We start from the raw sequence: 18,854 nt of genomic DNA on the forward strand, positions 1-18,854 counted from the left end.
TGAATGATCAACTGTCTTTGACGAAAAGATAACCTTTGCTGCGCACGGTTTTGATCCGGTGAGGCTGATTCGGATCATCGCCAATTTTGGGTCGAATGCGCGATACGCGTACATCAATCGAGCGGTCTTGGCCGTCGTACTTAATGCCCCGTAAGTCGCTGAATATCTCTTCGCGGGTGAGTACTCGGCCAGCGTTACGGCCCAGTAACCAAAGTAGGTCAAACTCAGCGCTGGTTAAGTCAATTCGCTCGCCTGAAAGCCAGGCTTCACGAGTGGCGTTATCGATCTCCAGGTTTTCAAAACGCAGCCGCATTTCGCCGTCTGGTGCCGGCCCGTCGGCACGGCGCAGCAGCGCGCGCATACGCGCCAATAGCACCCGCGGTTGAACCGGCTTCGGCACGTAGTCGTCGGCGCCCATTTCGAGCCCCAAGACCTGATCAAGATCATCGGTGCGAGCGGTCAGCATCATGATCGGGCCGGCAAAATTGGGTCTAACACGACGACAAATCGCCAGGCCGTCCTCCCCCGGCAGCATTAAGTCTAAAATCACCAGATCGGGCTGTAGGGTTAAAATACGGTCGACCCCTTTCGCACCGTCAGCTTCCAGCGTTACTTGGAAGCCGTTCGCTTCCAAGTAATCACGGGTCAGCTCGGCTAAACGCTGGTCATCCTCAATGATCAGGACATGATCTTGATCAGGATAGTCAGGCATTACAGACTCTTGCGACTCAAGCGCCTGAAATTGCTGTTCCAAATGATCTACCATCCTCTTTATGCACTCCGCTTAGGCTGTTTATTTTTTCACCCGCTCACCCAATACCAACGCAGGCGCCCTATGATTGGCACTCAGGATAACTCAAAACTATCAAAACACCCGCTTCTGTCGTTACAATCATGCGCATTGATCGGTAGACAAGGCCCGATACTTGATTCTCGCACCTGCGGAAGCTACTGTTAAGGCGCGAACTGTCGACAATTTGACAGGAGGAACCTGCCATGGGAAGTAGCAAAACGAAAAGTGTCATTAAGCGTGTTTACGTTCCAGCCCAAGTGCGCGACCTGCCCAATGGGGAGAAGTTAAAAATCCCAGGGCATTACAAGGCGCCGCCAGGGGAAGAAAACGACACCATTGAGTAATGTTTGGTTAAGTATATCTATTGCTAAAGCATACTTAAAAAGGCAGACCACCAGTGGCCTGCCTTTTTTACTTAGCTACTTTTTTACAACTACTTTTTTCGACTACACATTTTGACGCAATTGCACGAGGCGGGCTTTTCAACAGCTTTGCTTTTCAGCGGCTACCCTTTGGGCCCAAACAGAAACCATGCAATTAAGCCGACTAACGGGAAAAACAGCAGCACCAGGATCCATATCAGCTTAGCAAGACCACCCGCGCCGCTTTTGGCTACTTTCACAATGGCCCAGATCACAATGATGAGCCAAATTAGCCCTAATAAACCACCTACTTCAATGCCCATAGCAACTCCTTAGCATGTTGGCACTCGTATTAATTTAGACAATCATATCAGTGGCACATTCACAAGCCGAACTCACTGCTCGGGAAGGCTCAACACCATCTCACCCGACTGTATTTCAATCGACAATAAATTTAAAAAGCTCATGCCGAGTAGAACGGTGTCACGCTCCATGCCGGGGCTGATAGACCCCTGCACATTCTGCACTTTTAGACCGCCCAGAGAAACCTCATCGAGTTCGGTTAAAGTACCTTCAACTCGACCATTGGCGGTATTGAACCAAGCGCGGCGTCCCGGTTTTAGGCCTAACTCGCTAGCCAAATCGACCGGTATGGCGACATAGGTGGCGCCAGTATCGAGCAAAAAGGTCACCGGCGTGCCGTTGATGCGTCCCGGCGCTTCAAAGTGCCCTGCCCGGTTACGTTTTAAGGTAACCGGCTCACCTGCAGGTAGCGTATGCACAATATTCGCGTTCGGGCGCATCATCTCTTCGAGACCACCGTGAATCCACCAAGTGCCCACCGCCATTAACAGCACCCAAAACAGCAGCATCATAACGATACCACCGCGTTGCGCTGTTTGACCTGCCAGGTGCGTTGCCATGCTCCACCTCACTGAGGTAAGGATGCCTCGTTAGCGTTATTAGTGTTGCTATAGCTGTTGGCTTCCCAGGCGAGCGCCGCCTCCCGACCACGGCGCTCGTTGACCCTGGCGCAAATCAGCATCGCGATAACGAACAGGGCAACACATAATAGAATAGACGCTTGCAAACCAACCAGCGTCTGCAACACCCCCAGCATGACGATCCCCAACACCCCTGCCAACTTATTCGCCAGCCCCCAGAAGCCGAAGAACTCGGCTGATTTCTCCAAGGGTGAAAATAGCCCCACCAGAGCCCTGCTGGCAGATTGGCTGGAACCCAGGCTAAGCCCCGCCAGGCAGCCGACTATCAAAAATACGTACTGTGCCTGCCACTGCAGGTCAAACTGCCCGTTTACCCACTGCGTCATCTCCGGCGTTGCCCAGATAGCAATAATCGCCAACACCCATAGCGCCAGGGTCATTTGGTACGTTCGCTTGGCACCTAGCTGATCCTGTATCCAGCCAAACCCCAGAGCCCCTGCTGCAGCGGTCACTTGGACAATAATAAACATGATATTACGTACGCTTTCATCCCAGCCGATCACTTGAGCACCATAAATAAAGGCGAACGCGATGATGATGTAGACGCCGGCCATCGAGAACAGCAGTGAAATCAAAAATACCGTCAGATCTTTAAAATAGCGCAGCTCGTGAAGGGTGGTGGTGACGCGGTTCAGGGCAATATGCCGATAAGAGACGCCACGGGGCTGAGGGGTGCCACGCTCTTTTAGCCATAAAAACGTAGGAATAGCGGTAATCAGAAAAAAGCCGGCCGCAAAGGGCCCCACCCAGCGTATGCGCTCAAAGTTTTCCGCGCTGGCCTCGCCTAGCACCACCAGGGTAAAACCTGCCGCAAACAGTCCACCGATGTAGCCGAGCGCCCAGCCAAAGCCAGAAATTTTGCCCAGCGACTGCGGCGGCCCAAGTTCAGGTAAAAATGCAGCAATAAATGACTCCCCCATGGAGTACGCGTAGTTAGACAGCACGATCAATAACAAGCCGATAACGACATAGCCCGGCTCAACGAAGTAGAGCATGCCCGTAGTGACCACGGTGGCGAGATAACTAATCAGCAGAAAGCGTTTTTTCTCCGCCCGGTAATCCATCACCGCTCCGCACAACGGCGCGGTAATCACCACCATTAGATAACTAATCGCCAGGGCCAGGCTCCACAAAAAGTTGGCCAACCGGAAATTATCGCCCCGATCCCCCACAATGACTGTGGTGAAAAGCTCGCCAAATACCACGGTAATAATCAAAAGCGTGTAGGCCTGGTTGGCAAAATCAAACATCGCCCAGCCGAAAATTTCTCGACGCGATGCGTAGCCATCCGTCGCCTTAGCAGTGTTAGCAGGCAGCATTAGTTTTCTCTCACAGGGGAAGCCGTAAGGCTAGCAGATAGAACCGCCAAGGCGCCACGGCTTGCGTTGGCAGATTAGAGATGACAGCCGACCAGCGTTGCTCTAAGTTTGATTGATTGATCAGTAATACGGATAGAACTGCGATGGGATTAGCCCAGCCATCTCTACGGCCAGTGTACCGACAACCCTTAACCAGGTTGATGGCCACGCTATGCCTCTGGCTGGCAATCGTCGCAAGCGGACAGGCTGATGAGCCCGACACCTTGGCGGCATTAACCTTTATTACTGAAGAGTACCCGCCCTATAACTATATCGATAATCAGCAATTAACCGGGATATCGATTGATTTGTTGGAGGCTATTTTTGCAGCGACAGAAACACCATTAAGCCGTAATGACGTCCGTCACTACCCTTGGATTCGCGGCTATGAGCTGGCGCGCAGCCAACCTAATACGGTGCTATTTTCCACTACGCGTACGCCCTCAAGAGAGGTCAATTTCCACTGGGTGGGGCCGATTGCTCAAGACCGGGTCGTACTGCTAGCCCACCGCGACGCACCGATTGTGGTTGATTCTTTGGCTCAAGCGATTGATCGCGGCCTGACCGTAGCGGTCATTCGGGAAGATATCGGTGCCCAGGCACTGTTGGAAGCTGGCTATCCTGAGCACTTACTCGTATCCGCTATTGATAACCGAAGCGCACTCAATATGCTAACCCGCGGGCGAGTTGACCTATGGGCTTACAGTCAGAATGTGGCTGGCTGGATAGCGGAGTCAGAAGGTTATCCTAAAGATATTTTAACCCCCCCACACACCCTCAGCGAATCTTCGCTATACTTTGCCATCAACAAAGCCACGGATCCACGTCTGGTAGCGCTGATGCAGCAGGCCTTAAACAGGGTGCAAGCGGGACGAGTCGAGAGGTAGTTGACGATGGCTAACGACCTAACTCGCCGATGGCAATACTGCATGGGTGCCCTGATCACCGTTATCGGTAGCTGCAGTCTGCCACTTCATGCGATGCCGCTGACGATCAATACCGAAGAGTATCCACCGTTCAATTATTCGGACGACCAAGGGCAAATAATCGGTAGTGCGACGCGACTGCTACGTGATGCGCTTCGCCAAGCTGACATAGAGGCTAATTTTCGGCTGCTGCCTTGGGCACGCGCTTACACCGAAGCACGCTTAAGGGAGAACCATTGCGTCTACTCCACCACCCGCACCCGTGAGCGTGAAGCGCTGTTTCACTGGGTGGGGCCACTGGTCGTCAATGAATGGGCAGCGTTCAGTTTAGCCGAGCGTGGGCTCAATGTTGATTCACTTTCCGGGCTGAACGCTTGGCGAGTGGGCAGTTTTAGGGAAGATGCCATAGGCGATTACGTCGCTGATAGCGGCATTAATGTGCTACTTGCTCCTTCGGAGCGAGAAAATATCGCGCGTTTAAAGGCGGGGCTACTAGATGTGATTGTGACAGGCAAAGCAACCGGTGAATTTATGGCATATGAACAGGACATCGCGCTAGCGCATTTATTTACTTTTTATCGCGCACCGCTTTATCTCGCCTGCCACCTCAACGTTTCGAAAGCACTGCTGGAGCGACTGCAAGCCCAGCTGGATGCCCTGCAGGGGGAGAGCCAGTGATAAGTCCCCGCCCTCGCTTTCCTATGTTGACCACTGGCGTCGCGCCTAAAAAAGGCAGCCTGACCACTAAGCAAGCGCTACTCACCCTGCTCATTGCTATGCTGATTAGTGGTGTAGCAGGAAGTATTGAACTTCTCAGCCACGCTACCAATATGCGCCAGGAAACCGAGCAACGCATTACTCAACAGTTGGCGGTCGTTAACGGCGCCGCAGCAGAGGCCGCTTTCCAGCTTAACCCCGACCTCGCCCACCAAATCGCCTATGGGCTATTTAATGCTGACGAGGTCGCATGGGTGTCGATTCGTGACGATTTTGGGCGCGCTCTGGCTGAATTTGAGAGGCCAAAACAGGCTGATTCGACTTGGCTCAGCCAATATTTATTTGGCGATATACTGCACCACCAAACCGACCTCGCCTACTACATGGGCAGCGACATGCCGGAAGCTGTCGTCGGCGAGATTGAGCTGATGCTGGCAGAAGGTTACTTAACCCAGCAGTTCCTCGCGCGTATTTACACGGTGGTCGGGGTGAGTATTTTAGAGGCGTTTATTTTAAGCCTAGTGGTGATCGCTTTTTTTCATCTATTTATTACTCGCCCATTGCTCAAGGTACACGCAGCTATTGCCCAAACCGATCCCAATCGTCCCGGCCAGTGGCCCAAGCCAATGTTGCGAGGACATCAGCATGATGAGTTAGGGCATCTGGTGGATAGTTTGGATCATTTGTTAAACGCGTTTCAGCAAGGCTTGGAGCAGCGCGACCAGCTCCATCATCTCTCTAATATGGATGGCTTGACGGGCGTGGCGAACCGACGCCACTTCGATGAGTTTTATCAACAACACTGGCACTTGGCGCAGCAAACCCAGCAGCCGCTATCGGTGATTTTTATCGATATCGATAACTTTAAGGAGTTTAACGATCATTATGGGCACGCCATGGGCGACGACACCCTGCGCGCCGTAGCAAAAGCGCTCAATCAGTGCATTGCCCCCGCCAGGGATTTACTCGCCCGCTACGGCGGCGAAGAATTTGTCTGTGTACTGCCAGGTCAGGATCATGACGACGCTGTGGGCGTTGCCAACTGCTTGCGCGAAGCAGTGCTGTCACTGGCCATTCCTCATGCTTTTTCAAGCACCCATTCAGAGCTTACCGTTAGCATGGGTGTTGCCAGCATGTCGCCCGGCTTATCAATTAGTGCTGAAGCGCTGATTGAGCGTGCCGACCAGCACCTTTACCACGCCAAACGACTGGGTCGAAACCGGGTCGAAACACGCAAACGCCCGGCATAAAGCCGGGCGTTAAGCACACATATTGCACAGAGCTGGTACTTTAAAGCAGCCAGTGAGCGGCCACAGCAGCCAGACCAATGATCATCGCCGTTAGCACCGCTACTGTGACTACCCTATCTAGCCAGCGATCGAAAGCAACTCCTTTAGCCTGCCGTCGTGTCGCTCCATGGCGCCCTTGCCGCGCCATCAGCATTTTCGCTTCATGTGTCGCTGCTCCCCAACTACCTTGCCCCGCAATCAAAGGCTTGGTTACTTTTTATTAGTGCTGATGACTGATGCTAACTATTAATGCGCCGATTGACCACACTCGGTGCACGGCGCAAGCGCTCTTCTTCACCTAACAGCTCGGCTTCAAAGGCGTCCGCACCCACCGGCGTTTCGCCATGGCGGCGATAAAGCTGCGTTAGCATCGCCTTGCGGTCGGCGCGTAGTTCCTGAACTAATACGAACACCATCATATACAAGATAAAGGTGAACGGCAGTGCCGACAGCACCGAAGCCGATTGCAGCCCCGTTAAGCCACCTGAGGCAATTAACGTCAGGCAAATAGCGGCGATCAGCACACCCCAAATGACGCGCTTATAGAGCGGCGGATTGATCGAACCATTATCGGTCATTTGCGCCACGATATACGAGGCCGAGTCAGCGGAGGTGACCAGGAAAATAAAGATCAGCAGCATCGCAACGACCGACAGCACGCCGGTAAAGGGCATCAACTCAAACATCTCGAACAGTGCGACGGTTATATTATCCTGGGTTGCGGCAGCAAGACCGATATCGGTACCGTTCAACTCCATGTGCAGCGCCGCGCCACCGAATACGCCAATCCATAAACAGGCCAGCAGCGGCGGTACGAACAGCACCCCAAACACATACTCTTTGATGGTACGACCCCTTGATACCCGGGCAATAAAGGTACCTACAAACGGCGACCAGGCAATCACCCAGGCCCAATAGAAAATCGTCCAGTTGCTTGCCCACTCATTATCACCATAGGGAGAAATGCGCAGGCTCATGCCGATAAAATTCTGCAGATAATCACCAATCCCCACCGTGATGGTCTCTAATATCGCCACGGTGGGGCCAGTGAACAGCACATACAGCATCAACCCGATACATAAAATCATATTAAGGTTAGAGAGGCGTTTAATGCCTTTATCCAAACCCGACCAGGTGGAAGCCATATAGGCGCAGAACATCACGAAAAGAATCACAAACTGCCAGAAACCGTTCTCCGGCAGGCCAAACACAGCGTTTAAACCGCCATTCATCTGCAGCACGCCTAACCCTAACGAGGTAGCCACCCCCATTACGGTGGCGACCACGGCAAATACATCCAGCCAGGAAGCGTAGGGACGAATTTTAGGATTCTTAGCCGTTATCGATGACAGTACGGACGACACCAATCCTGCCTGCCCTTTGCGGAACTGAAAATAGGCAATGATCAAACCGACAATCGAGAAAGCTGCCCACTGGTGTATCCCCCAGTTAAAGTAGCTGTATTGAATAGCGTAGCGGGCGGCCGCTTCGGTTTCGGCGGTTCTGTCGCCATAGGGCGGCTCAATGAAGTGAAACATGGGTTCCGCCATACCATAGAAGACCAGTCCGACACCAAAGCCTGCGGCCAGCAGCATGCTGATCCACGAAAAGAATGTATAGTTGGGTCGACTGTCCTGGGGGCCTAAGCGCACCTTGCCATACTTGCTTAGCGCCAGACCAAACAGAAAAATGACAAAACCAAAAACCGAAAATAGATAAAACCACCCGAATAGCCCGGTAACAGTAGTCAGTGCGCCCTCTGCAACGTTGGCAAATCCTTCAGGAAATGACGCCCCAACAACTACCAAGCCAAAAATAATCACCACCGATGCGATGAATACCGACTTGCCTCCATGATTAGCCATATAACCGTCCTGTTAAATGAGCTCTGTTTAGGTAAGCACTGCGTATTAAGCGCATGCTTGTACAACTAAACCTGCCTTGTACAGCTTAATGGTAACAGTTGAAAAATCTAATCGCACTGTGGCCAAGCAGTGAACTTGCTAGAGCTACTGTGTTCCAATGGGTGCGAATAACCGATGGAGGCTCTCATGCCACAGATGAATCGCGACCAACGCAACGCTGCATGGCAAGCGGCTAACCAATGGCGCGCCCGTGCTGCGCAAACTCAACCCACCGGAGTGGCGGGCAGCTTGAAGCTGCTGCTCACGTGGCTGGCGTTTGGCGCGTTAATGATAGTCGGCGTGGTACTCGGCCTGTTTTTCTTGCTGATTGGCTGGGCAATGATGCCGTTTATGCGCCATAAAATGAAAAAGCGTATGGAGCAGATGCGCGCCCAGCAGGCACAGGATATAGGTGGGGGATATTCTCAAGGGCATTCTCACGGACATGCTTCCCCGCATACGTCTGCGCAAAACCGTCCTGGTCATCAGGATGTCTTGGAAGGCAGCTATGAAGTTAAAGATGATCGTTAATTAACCCGTTAGTCACTTTTTCGCGCCACCTAGTGCCGTATACTTTGTTACAGCGGCGCGTAAACCCAGGTAAATGCCGCGGCCAAGGTCAGCGGCATAACGACCAGACTGCCCAGGTTACCAATCAGCACCAGCGAAGCCACTTTTTGTGGCGCCAGCTTATACTGCTCTGCGACCAAGTAATTCAACACCGCAGGCGGCAGTGCCGCAAATACCAGCAGCACCGCCGCCTGAAGCGCATTTAGTGGCAGTAGCCACATCAACGGCAAAGCAATTACTAACCCGGAAAGCGGACACAGCACCGCCCCCAGTATCCCCGTACGCCAATCGCTAAAGTCGATCTCCAAGAGCCGCACCCCTAACGCAAACAGCATTAGCGGAATACATACCCCGCCTAGCATATGCATCGCCTCCAGTAGCCAGCCAGGCAGCGGCAGGCCACTGATATTCACCGCTAAACCCGCCAGACTCGCGAGTACAATTGGCATGCGCAGCATTCGCCAGAGCGAAGTGCGCGGGTTAAGCATGTAAAGCCCCACCGAAAAGTGCAGCAGCATTTCAACGATAAACACCACCACCGCCGCAGGAAGCGCCTCAGCACCAAATGCCAACACCAGCAGCGGCACGCCCATATTGCCCGCATTGTTGAACATCATCGGCGGAAGGAAGATCTTGCTATCCAGCTTTAGCCACTTTGCCAGCGGCCAAAGTACAAGCCCCGACCCCAGCACTACTGCTATCGCTGCCGTGGCCAGCCAGGCGTACTCAGCTAACGGCGCTTGCCGGTCAGCCAGCACGGCGAACACCAATAGCGGAACGAACAGCTCCATGTTGAGGGTATTGAGACTGCGAATATCCGGTGTACGGTAGCGCCCATAGGCTGCGCCACAGCCAGCGATTAAAAATACTGGCAATAGCGTGGCCAGAATATGTCCAATCATACGGACCGCCCAGCCCTATTCCTTGTTATCACTGTTGCGTCCTGGTTACCGTCTGACTAGCGGTTATCGGCGGTGGAAGGTTCAAGAAAGCGCTGCCAGAGCGCGGTGACTATATCGCGATGCGCACGGAATTCCTCACCATCGCTGAGTGCTTTCTGACCGGTGAGCGCCGCTCGGTGCGTAGCGCTGCGATAAGCCAGATAAGCCTCGCGAAGACGCTCTGCCTCTTCAGCTGGTAAGTGCCCACTCTCGGTCAGGCTCTCTAGAATGCGGATATTATCGCTGTAGGTAAGTAACGCAGGCGTTTGGTGAGCAAGCGCTAACACCGCGTATTGGCAGAGAAACTCGATATCCACCATACCGCCCGCATCGTGTTTGACGTTAAAGGTATTGCTGGTGGTTTTACTGCCCAGATGGTCGCGCATTTTCTGACGCATCTTGACCACCTCTTCACGCAGTGCAGCTTTATCTCGCTCACCACCTAGAATATCGCCCCGTAACTGACTGAATTTCTCGGCCAGCGAATCGCTCCCCGCCACCACCCGGGCGCGCACCAATGCCTGGTGCTCCCAGGTCCAGGCATTCTGACGCTGATACTCGGCAAAGGCTTTAAGCGATGTCACCAATAGTCCTGAATTACCCGAAGGCCGCAGGCGCATATCCACTTCATACAGCGTGCCGGTGGGCGTTACCGCGGTGAGCAGGTGAATAATACGCTGTCCCAGACGGGTAAAAAACACTGGCGTATCAATGGGTCGTGGACCATCAGTTGTGCCCTGACCATCGCTATCGTGAAGGAAAACAAGATCTAAATCGGAGCTGTAGCCCAGCTCAATGCCGCCCAGTTTGCCGTAACCAACGATCAGAAAAGCCGCTTCCCCGGCATTCAGCCCCTCAGGAACACCGTGCTTGCGGGTAATATGCTTCCACGCCATCGCCAACACGGCATCGAGAATGACTTCGGCGATATAGGTTAAGTAATCGCTTACTTTCATTAGATGCCGAGTACCCACGATATCCGACGCCGCTACGTGCAGGGTTTGAGCGTGTTTAAAAACGCGCAATGCCTCTAGCTGGGCCTCTTCATCATCCTCTGGCAAACGATTCAGCGTTTGGCGCAGCTCATCGGCAAGGCGCGCTTTATCGGCGGGGGTATACAGCGTTTCTGGCGTCAGCAGCTCGTCGAGCAGAATGGGATAACGCGACAGCTGTTCAGCTATCCAGGGGCTCGCGGCGCACAAGCGCATCAGGTGTTCGAGCGCCTGGGGGTTTTCGCGCAGCAGCGCAAGGTAAGCTGTACGCCGCAGTACGGCCTCAATCAGCGGCTGTACCCGTTCAAGCGCGGTATCCGGTGCTTCATTGCCCGCCACCGCATCCAACAGCAGCGGCATTAACGCATCCAAGCGCTCGAAGCCAATCCGCTGCATGCTTTGCACTTGCCGAGAATGATAAAGGCTATGCAGCCGCTTCAAGGCTTTTTCTGGCTCGTTAAAACCCGCATCAAAAAGGTGCGCGGTAGCCTCCGGCACCTCTAACTCGCCGCGCCAAATAAGCCGCCACTGAGCCAAGCCAAGCTGGCTATCATCGTTGGCCTCATCGACATCCTCTTCGGGGTCGGCAATCACGGCATCAAAGTGTTGGCGCACCCGCTCGCGCACTTCGTCAAGCTGGGCTATCAACCCCGGCCAATCTTCATGCCCCATGGCGAAGGCTACCCGTTCACGATCAGCATCATCGCTGGGCAAGGTCTGTGTCTGACGGTCTTCCAGTGCTTGGAGAGCGTGTTCGACATCGCGCAGAAAAGCATAATCAGGCAGCAGCTCATCGACCACTTCCTGCGGCAACAGGCCCAGCTCGGGCAAACGATTGAGCGCCGTTTTTAGCGATGTCACCTGCAGCTCCGTATCGCGGCCGCCGCGAATCAGTTGGAACGCCTGCACGACGAACTCAACCTCACGAATGCCGCCGGAGCCAAGTTTGATATTGCTCTGCATGCCTTTGCGCTTCACTTCGCGGTTGATCATCGCTTTCAGTTCACGCAGCGACTCAATGGCGCCAAAATCCAGGTATTTGCGATACACAAAGGGGCGCAGCCCGGCCAACAGCTCATCGCCCGCGTCCAGATCCCCCGCGACCGGGCGCGCCTTGAGCATGGCGTAACGCTCCCATTCGCGGCCTTGATCCTGGTAGTAGCTAGAGAGCATGGCAAAACAGCCCACCAGCGGCCCGCCGTCGCCCAAAGGCCGCAAGCGCATATCGACACGGAAGGCGAAGCCATCGGCGGTCATGGCATCCAGGGCGGCAATCAGCTTTTGCCCCAGCTTGGTAAAGTATTCCTGGTGCTCTAACGGTTTGCGCCCACCTTGCGTCTCACCTTTTTCAGGGAAGGCAAAGATCAGATCGATATCGGAAGAGAGGTTCAGCTCCCCAGCACCTAGTTTGCCCATACCCAGAATCACCAGACGCTGGGGCGTGCCGTCTTTACGTGGGGCAGGTAAGCCCCAACGCGGCGCGTAAAAACGTTCAAGCCAGGTTAATGCCGCTTCCAAGCATATTTCGGCAAGCTCAGACACCGCCGTGGCGGTACTCCACATGCTATGGCCAGAGGCACGGTTAAGGTCACGCCAGATAATCCCCAGCATACGCTTGCGACGAAAACGGCGGATTACCCGCTGCATCGCCTCTTCGTCTTCGGCACTCTCAAGTGACTCACTCAGCCAGCTAGCCAGCTCATCTCGACCTGGGTTTACGTCCAACTCACCGGCAATATCCAACTCGGTCAACCACTGGGGGTAGCGAACCAAGGTATCCAGCGCGAAGGTCGAGATGGTCAATACTCTAGCAAGCGCCTCGCGACGCTGCTCCGAAAGCCCTTGCCAATTACTGGAAGGCAATTCCTGCTTGGTCATCTCGGCGACATTATCGGCTTGAGCAAGCGCCTCGCGTAGCCGCTTCCAGGCGGATTGGGTGGCGGTATGTAACGACGCTGGCAGCGTCGACAACGGTAAGAAATCGTCGTTCACTTGCATAACTACCTCGCTGACAGCGCGTCAAAAACGTTCGCTTTCAATTACCTGCTTAGCTAAAGAATTTTTCCCAGCCCAATAGCCCCCAGGTAAGCCCGGCCATGATCAGCGACAGCATCACCGCCGCCGAACCGATATCCTTGGCCCGCCCTGAAAGCTCATGGTGCTCGGTACCAATCCGATCCACCACGTTCTCAATCGCACTATTAAGCAGCTCCACTATCAGTACAAAAAACAGACTACCCACTAGCAGTAGCCAACTGATAGGTCCTTCACCGATCCACCAGGCAAGCGGCAGCAGTACTACCGTAATGCCGACCTCTTGACGGAAAGCCGCCTCGTTTCTGAACGCCGCTTTCAGGCCTTTCCACGAATAGCGCGTGGAGTGAACCAAATGTGTTAAACCGGTATGCCCAGGTTTCATGCAGATCGCCTCACCTTGTGAGCGTAGAGTTTGTTCAATTCGCTAACATCATTGCTTCTAGATCCTGTGACAACGGATCCAGCACTTCAGTCCAGCTTAAATAAGGCGTACTGCCGTTACCATTGACCATGACACTAAACACCCCCCAGCGCCCTTGCGCAGTGCGAAAATAGCCCGCCGCGGCGCGTACTGCAAAAGGTTGGTTAAGCGTGCCGGTTTTGATCATGACATTGTTTTGAAACGTGGAGGAACCTCGCCGAATGAAGCGCATTACCCCGTTAGCGGGTGACTGAAAGGCCGCCACAAAGCTGGGAAACAGGCTACTTTGACGAAACATGTCCTCCAGCATTACGTTAACGCCCTGAGCAGATGTACGGTTTTCAGTGGTCAGCCCGCTGCCACTATACAGTGTTAACGGCCCGTGCCCGGGCAGGCTGTGGGCGTAAGTTTCAATCGCCTGGCCCGCCTGGCGTAGCTGTGCCTGGGGTGTCTCGACGAGATCCAGCGCCAGCACATCGGCCATATAGTTATTGGAGTAGTTCATGATGCGCAGCAATAGCTCTTGCAGTGGCTGGCTGTCCACCGCCGCCAGACGCTGGGCGCTGCTAGGCGGCTGAGACGAGCTAACGCGCCACGCTTCGCGTACCTGTATACCCGCCTGGTTCAACATGCCCATTAGCACTTGCGCGGTTGTTTCGGCGGCATCCCCTGCGCCACGGTAGACATCGCGTGCAGTGGCGTTGGTGGAGATCTGCCCCGTCAAGCGCATCACGTCGCCACGCTCATCGGTAATTCGTTCAGCGCTAATCTCAGTACCGCTATTGGCGGGGCGAGTGATTACTTGGTTATCAATGGTGATCAGCGACGTCTGGCTATCGCATAGCCCCACTTGGGCGGGCTCACCCGCGCTCGCCGCTGGCGCGACATTAACGCACCAGCTACCAAAGTTAACGCCAGCCGAGGAGAGCGGCGCGCTATAGGCATTGGCAACCCGAGTCAGGGCATTACAGCGGTCAGTGGTAATACAGTCCACTGAACCAAAGCGCCACTGGCTGACCACCAACGCCCCCTCTACCTCACGCACCCCGGCTAAGTGCAAACGCTGCACCAGGCGCCAAAGGTTTTCAGTGGTTAGGCCCGGGTCCCCGCCGCCCTCAAACACCAAGTCACCGCGTAACACCCCATTTTCAATGCTAGCGGAGCTGACCAGTTGGCTGGTAAAGCGGTGCTGGGGGCCAAAACGGTTTAGCGCCGCCGCCGACAAGTAGGCTTTAGTGACCGAAGCGGGCGACAGCTGTCGATCCGGGGTGATGCTGCCCAACAACGCATTGGCGCCTGCATCGGCATCCAAAAGACGTGCTTCCGCGCTAATCGAAAAGCCTTTGCTCTGCAGTTGGCCCAGGCGATTGAAATCGGCGAACAGACTGGTGCTGGCACACAGCGCCAATGTGGCTACACCTGTCACCAGCGACCAGCGTTGCATGCGCTTAACAGCAAAAAAACACCCCATTACAGCTCCTCAATGCACATTCATTTTTGAAAACATTTGCAGCATGACCACGCCTGCTACTATCAAACTAATTCCTATCACCGCCGGCAAATCAGGCTTCTCACCGAATACCACTATGCCGACCAGGGTGACCAGCACAATGCCCAGGCCTGCCCAAATCGCATAGGCAACCCCTACCGGCAGCGTGCGCAGCACCAGGCTGAGCAAATAAAAAGCTAACCCGTAACCCACTACCACCACCACGCTGGGTAGCGGGCGCGTGAAACCCATGGAGGCTTTTAAGGCGCTCGTGGCGATCACTTCGGCCACAATCGCCAACACCAAATAGACAAACGTCATGTTCGCTCCAACTCAACGCATAAACGCCACAGAGCCTGGCCACTTCGAGCATACTTAGCTTCGAAAGGGGTTAAATAGTCCCCTTTAGGCGCAATTTCAGTCACCGCTGCCTGTTTGCCGGTTACCTGTGCCACTGCCAAAGCAAACTCTTCAACGTAGAGGGACCAGTTGGAGCGCAACTCAAGGCGCCCGCCAAGCGCCAACAGTGTGGGTAAAACCGCATGGCCATGCCAGCGCATTTTTAGGTGCCCCGCCTTGGGATAAGGGTTCGGATAAAGGAGAAAGTGATGCTCTGGCGCCCAACCAGCCTGATAGGCCAAGCGCCAAAAGTCGACCAGATCCGCTCTTACCAGCAGCGCATTGTCAGGCAACTGGCCGTGGTCGCGCCCCAAACGATCCTCGCTGCGATCCACGCCGATTATCGCATGGGCAGGGAACTGCCTCGCCAGTTGGCGGGTCGATATCCCCACGCCACAGCCCGAATCGAGTATCAACGGTGCCTGACGGCCCACGAACCACTCCGCCGCCAGGGCGAAACTGCGCTGCGTGTGTTCGGCGATTGGTTTCCGTAGCGGATGCGTTAACGCTCGACTCACTCGTCGGGCAAGATCCTGATGTGGGCCTGGCTGATTAGAAACCACTGGTCGAGAAGTATGCTGCATGCCATTACTCGGCTGAAAAGCGTGATTCTATCAGTCTCGAACGCTTGCGGCATGACGCCGTTGCTCAGCCGGTGCTATGATCACGCATAACGTGCTTCTTAGCGTACTTATTTAAGCGCAGGGTACTAGGCATCATATACCGAGTACTTTTGCCAATAATTGTTATTACCACCACCGCACCACGAGGAACCCGGCTTGTCACACTTACCGGTGATTGTCGGCATGGGCGGCATCAATCCCGCTGGCAGAACCTCTGGCCATCAGGCCTTCCGCCGCACCGTGCTTGATGCCCTTCCTGCTGACCAGCAACGCCAGACACTGGAAGGCTTGGCCGCGCTTATGCGTTTAGTCGAGCACTCCGAAGAGGGGTGGCACGATAGTCAAGGTCAGCCCGTAGAGGCCCCAGCGCAGTCGCTGCGCGATCAGGTGCTGAACCACACCCTGATCCGACGCAACGAAGACCCGCGCTTTCTCGACCCTGGCATGCCGTCAAACCGGCAAGCCAGCATGCAGTTGGCCGAGCCGCTACGCTTTACCCTGCGACGCCGCCAGTTACCCGAACACCTGCCGGAGGATTGGCAGGTGCGCGACATTGATGCCCGCGAGGTAGAGGTGAGCGTACCTGCAGGGGTGTTAGAGGTACTGCTTCCCGACGCGCAGTTACCCAAGGTACGCGCGGCGGCCCAGCTACCCAGCGGCTTTGACCCCGCAAACCTCTACCGCAGCGTGCACCACCCCCGCGGGCTATCGCTGGCGGTATTTGGCGCCAGCGACTGCCTGGGCGCCAGCGGTCTCTCCTGGGAGATGCTGCGCCAGCAGTTGAATCCAGATCATATTGCCGTGTACGCCGGAAACTCCATTGGCCAGCTAGACGATCAAGGCTGGGGCGGCTTACTGAAAAGCCTGGTGAGTGGTCAACGCGCCACCTCCAAGCAGATGCCCCTGGGCTATGGTCAGATGCCCGCCGACTTTTTGAATGCCTATGTGCTGGGTAGCGTAGGTGGCACCGGCGCAGCGTTAGGCGCCTGCGCCAGCTTTCTCTATAACCTGCGCCTGGGTATTGATGACATTCGCGCCGGACGCCGCCGTGTGGTGATGGTGGGTACCGCCGATGCCCCCATCACCCCGGAGATTATTGAGGGCTTCCGGGCCATGGGGGCGCTGGCTGACGACGCCGGTCTGAAAGCCCTGGATGCTCTGGAGCTGCTCACCGACAGCGATTATCAGCGCGCCTGCCGTCCGTTTGCGCGCAACTGTGGCTTTACCATGGCGGAAGCCAGCCAGTTCGTGCTGCTGATGGACGATGCCCTAGCGTTGGAAGTCGGCGCGGATATTCTCGGTGCGGTGCCTGATGTGTTCGTTAATGCCGATGGTTACAAGCGCTCGATTTCGGCGCCGGGCATCGGCAACTACATCACCCTCGGCAAAGCGACTGCGTTGGTGCGCGATATGCTGGGCGAAAAATCCCTTAAAGAGCGCAGCTTTTTGCACGCTCACGGCACCAGCACACCCAAAAACCGCATTACCGAATCCCATGTGTTCGACGAAATTGCCCGCGCCAACGGCATTAGCGACTGGCCCGTAGTGGCGATTAAAGCCTTTATTGGCCACTCACAAGGCTCCGCGGCGGGCGACCAGTTGGCGAGCGCACTGGGTAGTTTTGCCCACGACTTGCTGCCGGGCATTCCCACGCTGGATACGGTGGCTGACGATGTCTATGCTGAGCGGCTGCGCTTTTCTCAAACGGCACAAACTTTTCGCGCGGACGCTGCTTTTATTAACGCCAAGGGCTTCGGCGGCAACAACGCCACCGGCGTGGTGCTTTCACCTGCGGTGACCGAACGCCTGCTGACGCAGCGCCACGGCGCGGCGGCGGTGAACGCCTGGAAAACCCGTCGCGAAACCACCCGCGAAGCGGCAGCGGCCTACTTGGCCCAGGCAGACCGTGGCCACTACGCTCCACGCTATCAGTTTGGTGAAGCGGTGCTGGAGGGCCCAGAGCTGGATATTCACGCTGACCGGATTCATATCCCCGGTTACGACCACGCCGTCTCCTTAACCAGCGATAACCCGTTTGGCTGCCTGGACGAGGAGAGCGAGGAATGACCACGCGCAAACTGAATATCGCCGTCTACCCCGGCACCTTCGACCCTATCACCAATGGCCATTTTGACCTGATCGAGCGCGGCGCACGGATGTTCGACAAAGTGGTCATCGCGGTGGCGGCAAGCCCTGGCAAAAGCCCCCACCTCGACTTGGAAACGCGCATGAGCTTAGTGAAAGCGGTCTGCGCGCCGCTGCCCAACGTTGAGGTGATCGGCTTCTCGACCCTGCTCACAACCATGATGCACGAACAGGGTGCGACAATCATTCTGCGCGGCCTGCGCGCGGTCTCTGACTTTGAGTACGAGCTGCAGTTGGCCAATATGAACCGCGCACAAAACCCGGAGCTGGAGAGCGTGTTTTTAACCCCCGCGGTACAAAATTCGTATATCTCTTCAACCATCGTGCGCGAAATTGCCAAGCTTGGCGGCGATATTTCCCCCCTGGTGCATCCTCAGGTCGCCGAAGCGCTGCGTAACCACTACACTAGCTAGCCAACGCCATTGTTGAGTAAAACACTCAGGTATTGCTATTGATACCCTAGGGGTTTGTACGAAAAGTCGCTGAGCGAAGGCCAGACTAGGCAAAAATCGGCGAAAAAACGGAGTTTACAGGGTGTAAATGAGTATTTTGAGCCGATTTTTAACAACGTATGGACGAGCGCAAGCAGTTTTCGTGCAAAGCCCGAGTGTTAATGCCATCTGCGAGGTATGCCCATGGCCCTGATGATTACCGACGAGTGCATTAACTGCGACGTCTGCGAGCCCGAATGCCCCAATGATGCGATCTCCCCCGGTGAGGAGATCTACGTCATTGACCCTAATCTATGCACCGAGTGCGTCGGTCACTATGACGAACCTCAATGCCAACAGGTCTGCCCGGTGGACTGCATTCCGCTTGACCCTGAACGCCACGAAAGCCAAGAACAGTTGATGAAGAAGTACCGCATCATCACTGCCGCCTAA

19 protein-coding genes are annotated in these 18,854 nt (G+C 55.1%); 8 read left to right on the forward strand and 11 right to left on the reverse strand.

Annotation, left to right across the window (positions count from 1 at the left end; genetic code table 11):
• Positions 1-7: 7 nt before the first annotated feature.
• The gene (locus ACW17M_RS21405) at positions 8-766 is read right to left on the reverse strand and encodes a response regulator (RefSeq protein WP_007113866.1); all 759 of its coding nucleotides are present in this window, start codon (positions 764-766) and stop codon (positions 8-10) included.
• A gap of 230 nt (positions 767-996) precedes the next feature.
• Here ACW17M_RS21405 and ACW17M_RS21410 point away from each other — a divergent pair, with 230 nt between their 5' ends.
• Positions 997-1,137: a hypothetical protein gene (locus ACW17M_RS21410; RefSeq protein WP_162836279.1), complete on the forward strand. Its 141-nt coding sequence runs from the start codon at positions 997-999 to the stop codon at positions 1,135-1,137.
• 161 nt (positions 1,138-1,298) lie between these two features.
• Here the strand turns inward: ACW17M_RS21410 and ACW17M_RS21415 are convergent, their stop codons facing one another.
• The 3 genes from ACW17M_RS21415 to ACW17M_RS21425 all read right to left on the reverse strand — a co-directional run bounded on the left by ACW17M_RS21415 (position 1,299) and on the right by ACW17M_RS21425 (position 3,478).
• On the reverse strand, positions 1,299-1,478 hold the full coding sequence (locus ACW17M_RS21415) for a PLDc N-terminal domain-containing protein (protein ID WP_022522092.1): 180 nt from the start codon (positions 1,476-1,478) through the stop codon (positions 1,299-1,301).
• Between the two features lie 72 nt (positions 1,479-1,550).
• Positions 1,551-2,078 (reverse strand): retropepsin-like aspartic protease family protein, encoded by a 528-nt coding sequence (locus ACW17M_RS21420; RefSeq protein ID WP_022522091.1) that lies wholly within the window; start codon positions 2,076-2,078, stop codon positions 1,551-1,553.
• An 8-nt stretch (positions 2,079-2,086) separates the two neighbouring features.
• Positions 2,087-3,478 (reverse strand): MFS transporter, encoded by a 1,392-nt coding sequence (locus ACW17M_RS21425; RefSeq protein ID WP_022522090.1) that lies wholly within the window; start codon positions 3,476-3,478, stop codon positions 2,087-2,089.
• A gap of 200 nt (positions 3,479-3,678) precedes the next feature.
• Between ACW17M_RS21425 and ACW17M_RS21430 the strand changes: the two genes are divergently transcribed.
• The 3 genes from ACW17M_RS21430 to ACW17M_RS21440 are packed head-to-tail and all read left to right on the forward strand — an operon-like array spanning position 3,679 to position 6,410.
• Positions 3,679-4,404 (forward strand): substrate-binding periplasmic protein, encoded by a 726-nt coding sequence (locus tag ACW17M_RS21430; protein ID WP_457548060.1) that lies wholly within the window; start codon positions 3,679-3,681, stop codon positions 4,402-4,404.
• 6 nt (positions 4,405-4,410) lie between these two features.
• Complete coding sequence (locus ACW17M_RS21435; RefSeq protein ID WP_457548061.1) at positions 4,411-5,121, forward strand: substrate-binding periplasmic protein; 711 nt, start codon at positions 4,411-4,413, stop codon at positions 5,119-5,121.
• A complete protein-coding gene (locus ACW17M_RS21440; protein ID WP_022522087.1) occupies positions 5,118-6,410 on the forward strand; it encodes a GGDEF domain-containing protein in 1,293 nt (430 codons plus the stop codon). Before ACW17M_RS21435 ends, ACW17M_RS21440 begins: the two co-directional genes overlap by 4 nt.
• 278 nt (positions 6,411-6,688) lie before the next feature.
• On the opposite strand, the gene ACW17M_RS21445 is transcribed toward ACW17M_RS21440, so the two are convergent.
• On the reverse strand, positions 6,689-8,314 hold the full coding sequence (locus tag ACW17M_RS21445) for a BCCT family transporter (protein ID WP_009287453.1): 1,626 nt from the start codon (positions 8,312-8,314) through the stop codon (positions 6,689-6,691).
• Positions 8,315-8,500: 186 nt separating this feature from the next.
• Here ACW17M_RS21445 and ACW17M_RS21450 point away from each other — a divergent pair, with 186 nt between their 5' ends.
• Entirely contained in the window at positions 8,501-8,884 is a 384-nt protein-coding gene (locus tag ACW17M_RS21450; protein ID WP_022522085.1) for a hypothetical protein, read from the forward strand.
• Between the two features lie 47 nt (positions 8,885-8,931).
• On the opposite strand, the gene ACW17M_RS21455 is transcribed toward ACW17M_RS21450, so the two are convergent.
• The 6 genes from ACW17M_RS21455 to trmB are packed head-to-tail and all read right to left on the reverse strand — an operon-like array spanning position 8,932 to position 15,786.
• Positions 8,932-9,825 (reverse strand): AEC family transporter, encoded by an 894-nt coding sequence (locus ACW17M_RS21455; protein WP_009287454.1) that lies wholly within the window; start codon positions 9,823-9,825, stop codon positions 8,932-8,934.
• Positions 9,826-9,881: 56 nt separating this feature from the next.
• Entirely contained in the window at positions 9,882-12,854 is a 2,973-nt protein-coding gene (gene glnE, locus ACW17M_RS21460; RefSeq protein WP_427770531.1) for a bifunctional [glutamate--ammonia ligase]-adenylyl-L-tyrosine phosphorylase/[glutamate--ammonia-ligase] adenylyltransferase, read from the reverse strand.
• A 49-nt stretch (positions 12,855-12,903) separates the two neighbouring features.
• Complete coding sequence (locus ACW17M_RS21465; protein WP_022522083.1) at positions 12,904-13,275, reverse strand: diacylglycerol kinase; 372 nt, start codon at positions 13,273-13,275, stop codon at positions 12,904-12,906.
• A 34-nt stretch (positions 13,276-13,309) separates the two neighbouring features.
• Positions 13,310-14,785 carry a D-alanyl-D-alanine carboxypeptidase/D-alanyl-D-alanine endopeptidase gene (dacB, locus tag ACW17M_RS21470; RefSeq protein ID WP_427770529.1) on the reverse strand — a complete coding sequence of 492 codons (1,476 nt, stop codon included), beginning with the start codon at positions 14,783-14,785 and terminating at the stop codon, positions 13,310-13,312.
• A 9-nt stretch (positions 14,786-14,794) separates the two neighbouring features.
• Complete coding sequence (locus ACW17M_RS21475; protein ID WP_022522081.1) at positions 14,795-15,124, reverse strand: DMT family transporter; 330 nt, start codon at positions 15,122-15,124, stop codon at positions 14,795-14,797.
• Positions 15,121-15,786, reverse strand: a complete 666-nt coding sequence (gene trmB / locus ACW17M_RS21480; RefSeq protein WP_427770527.1) for a tRNA (guanine(46)-N(7))-methyltransferase TrmB — start codon at positions 15,784-15,786, stop codon at positions 15,121-15,123. Before trmB ends, ACW17M_RS21475 begins: the two co-directional genes overlap by 4 nt.
• A gap of 222 nt (positions 15,787-16,008) precedes the next feature.
• On the opposite strand from trmB, the gene ACW17M_RS21485 reads away from it, so the two are divergent.
• The 3 genes from ACW17M_RS21485 to ACW17M_RS21495 all read left to right on the forward strand — a co-directional run bounded on the left by ACW17M_RS21485 (position 16,009) and on the right by ACW17M_RS21495 (position 18,854).
• Complete coding sequence (locus ACW17M_RS21485; RefSeq protein ID WP_457548067.1) at positions 16,009-17,892, forward strand: beta-ketoacyl synthase; 1,884 nt, start codon at positions 16,009-16,011, stop codon at positions 17,890-17,892.
• Entirely contained in the window at positions 17,889-18,383 is a 495-nt protein-coding gene (coaD, locus tag ACW17M_RS21490; RefSeq protein ID WP_027958630.1) for a pantetheine-phosphate adenylyltransferase, read from the forward strand. Before ACW17M_RS21485 ends, coaD begins: the two co-directional genes overlap by 4 nt.
• A 222-nt stretch (positions 18,384-18,605) precedes the next feature.
• Positions 18,606-18,854: a YfhL family 4Fe-4S dicluster ferredoxin gene (locus tag ACW17M_RS21495; RefSeq protein WP_008957577.1), complete on the forward strand. Its 249-nt coding sequence runs from the start codon at positions 18,606-18,608 to the stop codon at positions 18,852-18,854.

It is taken from the genome of Vreelandella sp. 2A-K22 (genome assembly GCF_054065485.1).